This window comes from Methanosarcina sp. A14, assembly GCF_001729375.1.
Classification (GTDB): Archaea; Halobacteriota; Methanosarcinia; order Methanosarcinales; family Methanosarcinaceae; genus Methanosarcina; species Methanosarcina barkeri.
Genome location: NZ_LZPK01000043.1, coordinates 1 through 4921 on the forward strand (window position 1 = coordinate 1; position 4921 = coordinate 4921).

4 protein-coding genes are annotated in these 4921 nt (G+C 40.7%); 3 read left to right on the forward strand and 1 reads right to left on the reverse strand.

Annotated elements, in window-relative coordinates:
- Positions 1-1775, reverse strand: a 1775-nt coding sequence (locus A9239_RS02960; RefSeq protein ID WP_255361892.1) for a U32 family peptidase, incomplete at its 3' end; no start/stop codon positions are given.
- A 1061-nt stretch (positions 1776-2836) separates the two neighbouring features.
- On the opposite strand from A9239_RS02960, the gene A9239_RS02965 reads away from it, so the two are divergent.
- Genes A9239_RS02965 through A9239_RS02970 form a run of 3 tightly spaced genes read left to right on the forward strand, consistent with a single transcriptional unit; the run spans position 2837 to position 4596 of the window.
- Positions 2837-3094 (forward strand): hypothetical protein, encoded by a 258-nt coding sequence (locus A9239_RS02965; RefSeq protein ID WP_048119399.1) that lies wholly within the window; start codon positions 2837-2839, stop codon positions 3092-3094.
- A complete protein-coding gene (locus tag A9239_RS20085) occupies positions 3088-3249 on the forward strand; it encodes a hypothetical protein (RefSeq protein ID WP_230629253.1) in 162 nt (53 codons plus the stop codon). The genes A9239_RS02965 and A9239_RS20085 overlap by 7 nt, the downstream gene beginning before the upstream one ends.
- Positions 3250-3261: 12 nt before the next feature.
- Entirely contained in the window at positions 3262-4596 is a 1335-nt protein-coding gene (locus tag A9239_RS02970; protein WP_255361893.1) for an MATE family efflux transporter, read from the forward strand.
- Positions 4597-4921: the final 325 nt, after the last annotated feature.

The following is a 4921-nucleotide window of genomic DNA, read 5'->3' on the forward strand; positions in this document are numbered from 1 at the left end:
GTTTCACTGAGGGTTTCACTTAAGGTTTTGTTGAAGGTCTCATTGACAGCTGGAGTAAGTTCATCTTGATCACTCGCTTCACTGCTATGGATTTCAGAGTCACACAGGTAACTGTAATCCTCAAGACTCGGATGCTTTTGTTCTTTCTTATCTACACTGAGGATTTTTTCCAGCAGGAGGTCTGCTGCCGTTCTCCTTGCGTTTTTCAGCACTCCAACCGGAATAAAAATATTTTCATCAGCATCGATTTCAACCGAAGCAGCCTCAAAAGAAGTATCCCCAAGGCTTTCCATTGCTTTTCGTATCTTCTCTACTGTAGTTGGGGATTTTTCAGCTTCCTGGACGACGTAATCATCCGTGAATTCCACAAATGGAGCCTCATCTGTGGTCTTCCGGATCTCTCTGGGCTTTTCATTTTCTTCTCCAATCATAACCGTAAATCGCTCTCCTTTCATGGCTCTTACTTTCAGGCTTACAGGAAGCGTTTTCAGTTTTGTTCTTTGAAGGGTATCGAGGAGCCGTGTGTCTGTTGTGAGGTAGAGTTCATCACCTCTCTGGACTGCTCTTCCGGTCTTCGAGCTTATTTCAAGCCCTAATTTTTCACCTTTTTTCGCGCTTTTTATATGCTCGCCTGAAATCGTGACTATACCTATAACTGCCGAGCCGAGCATCCGCTCTCGCGTGAAAATACTTATACCGTCTTTTACCTGGATGTCCTGATTCAGCCGAACTGTAAGTTTCGTATTCCCTTTTGAGCGGGAAATATCAAGGACTTTTCCAAGGAACACCCCGTAGTTTGAACTGTATTTAGGGTGGGATACGCCTTTTTCTCCAAGTATGAAGCCTCTTGTAAAACCCCGGTAAAAGAGTTTTGCAAGTTCGGTTTCTCTTGCTTCAAGTTCCTCTTTTGTCGGATTATCTCCTGGACCGCAGATTCCTTGGACTGCAGCTTTATAGGCAGCGGCACTCGCAGTAACATACTCGGGCTTTTTCATCCGCCCTTCGATTTTAAGGCTTACAACTCCGGTTTTTACGATATCCTCAAGCCCTGTTATTGTGGAGAGTTCGGCACAGCTTATGGGATAACTGCCTCCGATATGCCTTTCGTCAACTTCCCTGCCATTTACCACGAATCTGTACTTGCGTCGGCAGGGCTGGGCACAGGCTCCTCGATTTGCACTCTTACCATGCAGGAAACTGCTGAAAAGACATTTGCCCGAATAGGAGTAGCAAAGAGCTCCGTGAACAAAAACCTCAATTTCCGCTTTTGAGTGATCCACTATGTCCTTTACCTCAGCCGCAGTAAGTTCCCTTGAGACTATAACTCTTTTTACTCCCATTCCTGCTACAAAATTAACTCCTCTTTTATTATGGATGGTCATCTGGGTACTTGCATGAATATCGAGGTCCGGATAGATTTCATTTAAAAGCCTGAGAAGCCCCAGATCCTGAAGAATAAGTGCATCGACTCCGGCTGCATATGCACAGTCTGCTATATCAAGCGCGTGCTGCAACTCTTTTTGCTTGATCGGTATATTGAGAGCCAGGTAAACAAGAACTCCGTGTGAGTGTGCCAGTTTCACAGCTTCGTCAAGATTCTCAAGAGTGAAATTCTTTGCACCCTGACGGGCGTTGAATTCGCCAACCCCGAGATAGACCGCGTCAGTTCCTCCTCGAATTGCGGCAAGAAGGGTTTCTTCGTCGCCTACGGGAGCCAGGACTTCAGGAGGAGTACAGGTATAATTAGGAGTACAGGTATAATTTTCAGTAGACATTTTTGATCAGTTTGTTCTTTCCAGCTGGAAGGTTTTGTAACTATGAAGAGAAAGCTATACAAACGGCTTACATGAAAAGCTTAGCAGAATGCAGGTAAATGAATAACGACGAATGAAGGTGAGTAACGGTGAGTAAAGGAATAAAGTTCAGTTTAAGACGTAAAGGTGCTTCTTGCATAAAAAATGGATGGGTAAGCCCTTGACTTTTATTGTAGAGCTGATCCCAAAACTCAAAATTGCTTCTCTGAATCCTGTATTCCGAACAATCAATCAAGTTTCTGATCATGAAAACAGTCCTGAAAATTCTTGATGATTCAGAACGAAATGGCTTTTGGGATAGGCTCGTAGAGAAAACTTATTGAAAAACTGAAAACCATAAACTTACCGTTGTCGTAAATCTGATCTTATTGTTATCGTAAATCGTATTTTCTTCAAATTATATGAATAAAAGCAGTAATATTCTTTCTGTGGTTGAAGATCCATTAAATTTGAAGAGGATACTGTAAATCATATTTATTTTGGATCTGTAGCTGTTCATTTCAGGCTTATTTTCGTTTATTTGCAAAGTTAATAGCTCTTGAGTAAATCTAATGTTTTTCCAGAGTTTTTAGTCAGAGCTGAACCGTTTTATTCATGCTTTTACCTTTAGACATATTAATGAGTGCTGTTGCCTAAAACGGAAATAGTTTATCTATTTAAATGCTTTTAAGACTTCAAATAAAATAACCTGTTAAAATAAAAAAGAATGCAAATCTATTTATAAATATAAATAATTTTTAATATATAAAATTTGCTTAAAATTAGCTGTGATCAGATAACTATCTGAAGCTGGTTTTACTTGCTTTGTTGCATGATTGCACAGGATTTTGGTTCGTTTGAATCCCCTTTTACTCTTTAAACGGTGAAGCTTCGTAAAACGAATGTGTGCTGCAGGAATGCGCACAAATTAAACCACAGATTATATGCAGTTACCAGTTCGACATAGACAGACTAATTAATTCTGCAACAGGGCAGCTATACTTGAATCTGCGTATTTTCAGAAGCTTCGTCCAGGATGAGTTATGACCTCATGCAAACTATTTGAGAGGACCGAATCTTATTATCTCGATCCTTCAAGAATAGGTAAAACTTTAAAAAGATATCAATCTCTAAAGAAACACAATACAACCTACTTCTCTTTGAACAGGTTCTTCCACCTGACAACGACAAAAAGAATCCCGGGATCTCAAAACCAGGCCTCTAAAAAGAAAGCACCAGAGTTTCAAAACCAGGCTTCTGAAAAGCTGGCTTTAATATTTAAGGAGGACCTGGAATGGTAAGTGGCGAAGAAACGATAAGTAACGAAGAAATGAAATCCGGGAACATAGTGAATCTATTCTTGAAATTTGCATTCCCGACCGTCGTTGGAGTTGTCATTGCCGGAATCCAGGAAATAATTGACGGCTTTTTTATAGGAAATGCTATAGGAAGCTAGGGACTTGCAGCAATTACTCTAGCCTATCCCGCTTATATGGTTATAATCGCTATTGGAGTAATTATCGGGATCGGTGCATCAAGTCTTGCGGCCTTCCAACTTGGAAAGGAGAACCTCAGCCGAGCTCTGGATATAGTACACAATGCTTTTTCCTTGTGTCTTCTTACAGGAGCAGTTTTTACTGTAATCGGGATGATCTTCTGTGAAACCTCAATCAGCATCCTTGGAGCCAGCGGGCCTGCTCTAGCTTTTGCTCGCGATTACCTAAGGATTATCTTCGCTGGTTCAGTCTTTATGATTCTTTCAGTTGCCCTTGAACCACTGGTCAGAAACGACGGAAACCCCAGACTCTGTATGAATATCATGATTGCAGGAGTAATTGTAAATTTCGTGCTTGATTACTTTTTTATCATGCGTATGGGCATGGGAATGACGGGTGCCGCTTTTGCCACAATAGTTTCCTTTGCTCTCCCGGCATTGCTGTTCATGAATTACCTTTTTGGCAGGGAGGCAAAACTGAAACTCCGGCTTAAAGCCATGAAGTTCAAACTCAGGATCCAGCTCCAGATTCTTAGAGCCGGCCTTCCGTCTTTCGTGATGCAGTTTTCACTAGCTCTCGTGCTCTTTGCATACAATTACATGCTGCTCAGTTACGGATCCGAGCTTGCGGTCTCAGCCTATGGCATTATAGGATATGTCCTTTCAATATTTTCTATGCTTTTTGAGGGAATAGCCCTGGGAGTGCAACCGATTATAGGTTTCAACTATGAAGCTGGCTATTATGAAAGAGTTTCGAAAACCCTGAAACTGACAATTCTTTCATGCATCCTTACAGGAGTTTTCGGATTTCTATTAATCTCCCTTTTTCCCGAAAAAGTTGTGCAGATCTTCAGCCAGGGAGACTCCGAACTTCTGGAAGTTACCCTTCGAGGAATGAATATTTTCATATTCTCTTTGCTCGTTGAAGGTACCGTGCTCCTCACTGCTATCTATTACCAGTCAATAAACCAAATCAGAGCAGCACTCTTTATATACCTTGGAAAGATTTTTGTTGTTCTTTTCCCTCTACTTTTTATCCTGCCGATCTTCTTCGGCCTGGATGGAGTCTGGGCTGCATCTCCGGCTACGGAATATATCATGATGCTGGTAGTTGTGGGAATGCTGTCGAAGGAATTCAAGTTTCTAAGGCATTATGCAAAAGAAGCAGAGCCCAGACAATCAGCAAGTACAAAAAAAGCACTGCAGTTAGTCAGAAACAGTGGAATAGCTGATGTTGAGGAAAATCCCAAATTTGCTACTTTCAGGCCTGCCGAAAAAAGAGATATGTCGCGAGAGCCTCTTCCCTGAAATCCAGAGTTTCTGAAATTTAACTTTTATGAAATTCAGATTTTATGAAATTCAGATTTTATGAAATTCAGATTTTATGAAATTCAGATTTTATGAAATTCAGAGTTTCTGAAATTTAACTTTTATGAAATTTAACTTTTAAGGCTGTGAACTACCTCTCTCTGAATTTTTCGCCTAAAGGTTTAGATTTGAGAGAAAAGTGGTTCGCTTTACTATTAGCCCCCTTGAAAAATGATTAGTTTTTTAAGGAATATTAAACCTTATTTGCCAAATATAATGTAGTGTCAGCCCTCCCCCAGTTAAGTTACATTCATTAAATGATCTA